The organism is Pseudoxanthomonas sp. LjRoot204_2, from assembly GCF_056175765.1.
The window spans coordinates 1-1,598 of sequence record NZ_JBGFFG010000604.1 but is presented as its reverse complement, the minus strand read 5'-3'; the positions used below and the strand labels follow the sequence as shown (position 1 = coordinate 1,598).

The 1,598-nt window shown below is 66.9% G+C and carries 2 protein-coding genes; both read left to right on the top strand.

Annotated elements, in window-relative coordinates; genetic code table 11:
- Positions 1–1,156 (top strand): EAL domain-containing protein (locus AC04L7_RS18300; protein ID WP_475513649.1); only part of this gene is annotated, 1,156 nt, incomplete at its 5' end.
- Entirely contained in the window at positions 1,140–1,415 is a 276-nt protein-coding gene (locus AC04L7_RS18295; RefSeq protein WP_436001028.1) for a GIY-YIG nuclease family protein, read from the top strand. The genes AC04L7_RS18300 and AC04L7_RS18295, both read left to right, overlap by 17 nt.
- Positions 1,416–1,598 lie beyond the last annotated feature (183 nt).

Below are 1,598 nucleotides of genomic sequence, written 5' to 3'. Positions count from 1 at the left end.
CCACAACGAACTGCGCCTGTTCTACCAGCCGCAGATCAATGCCCACGACGGACGCGTGGTCGGCATGGAGACGCTGCTGCGCTGGTACTCGCCGGCCCTTGGCCTGCTGGTGCCCGAGCGCTTCATGCACGTGGCCGAAAAGCTGGGCGTCATCGTCCAGATCGGCGACTGGGTGCTGCGCAACGCCTTCAAGCAGGCGCGCGTCTGGCGCGACTGGGGCTTCGACGACTTCGAGATCGCGGTCAACGTGTCCACGCTGCAACTGCTGCGCCCCAGCTTCGTGCCCGAAGTCCTGGAGGCCATGCAGGAGGCCGGCATCCCGCCGCAGATGGTGGTCCTGGAGGTGCGCCAGAATGCGCTCGCCAAGGACATGAACCTGGTCCACCGCACGCTGGCGCAGCTGCACCGCGAAGGCGTGCGGCTGACGCTGGACGACTTCGGCATGGGCGACTCGAACCTGGATTCGCTGGTCCGCTTTTCGGTGGACAAGATCAAGATCGACCGCAACTTCGTGAAGGGCGTGCCCTCGGGCAACCGCGAGGTCGCCATCACCTGCGCCATCATCGCGATGGGCCACCAGCTGGGCATGAAAGTCATCGCGCACGGCGTGGAAACCGATACGCAGCTGGGCTTCCTGCGCAGGAACCAGTGCGACATGTTCCAGGGCCACCTGTTCGGCGAGCCGATGTCGGCCGAGGATGCCGGCGCGGTGCTGCGCCGCCGCTACCTGCGCGCCGATGCCTTCGCCGCCACCAAGCCCGACCGCACCCTGCTGCTTCTCGACGACGAAGAGAACATCCTGCGCTCGCTGGTGCGCCTGTTCCGTCGCGATGGCTACCGCATCCTGGCCGCCAGCAACGTCACCGACGCGTTCGAGCTGCTGGCCACCAACGACGTGCAAGTCATCCTGTCCGACCAGCGCATGTCGGACATGAGCGGCACCGAGTTCCTCGGCCGCGTGCGCGTGCTCTACCCTGACACGATCCGGCTGGTGCTGTCCGGCTACACCGACCTGGCGACCGTCACCGAGGCGATCAACCGCGGCGAGATCTACCGCTTCCTGACCAAGCCGTGGAACGATGACGACCTGCGCGAACACATCCGCCAGGCATTCACCACGCACGAGAACCAGCCGCACCATCGTGCGCACGCCTGACGCCGACGACGCGCCGGGTCGCTGGTGCGTGTACCTGCTCGAGTGTCGCAGCGGCGCGTATTACGCCGGCATCACCAACCGCCTCGACGCACGCTACGCCGCGCATGTCGCCGGGACCGGCGCGAAGTACACGCGTGCGAATCCTCCCGTGCAGCTGCTGGCCAGCCGCGCGTATCCCGACCGCAGTGCGGCATCGCGTGCGGAAGCGCACCTCAAACGGTTGCCGCGGGCGAAGAAGCTGGCGTTCTTCGAGTCCTGACACACCCCCTCTCCCTGCGAAGCGGGGAGAGGGTGCCGRAGGCGGGTGAGGGGCGAACGAAGACCAAGAGCCGGGACATGCGGCGCCATCGCAACAATCGCAATGTATGCCGCGAGGTTTATTCCTGCGCTCGCCCCTCATCCGCCCTTCGGGCACCTTCTCCCCGCCGAGCGGGGAGAAGGA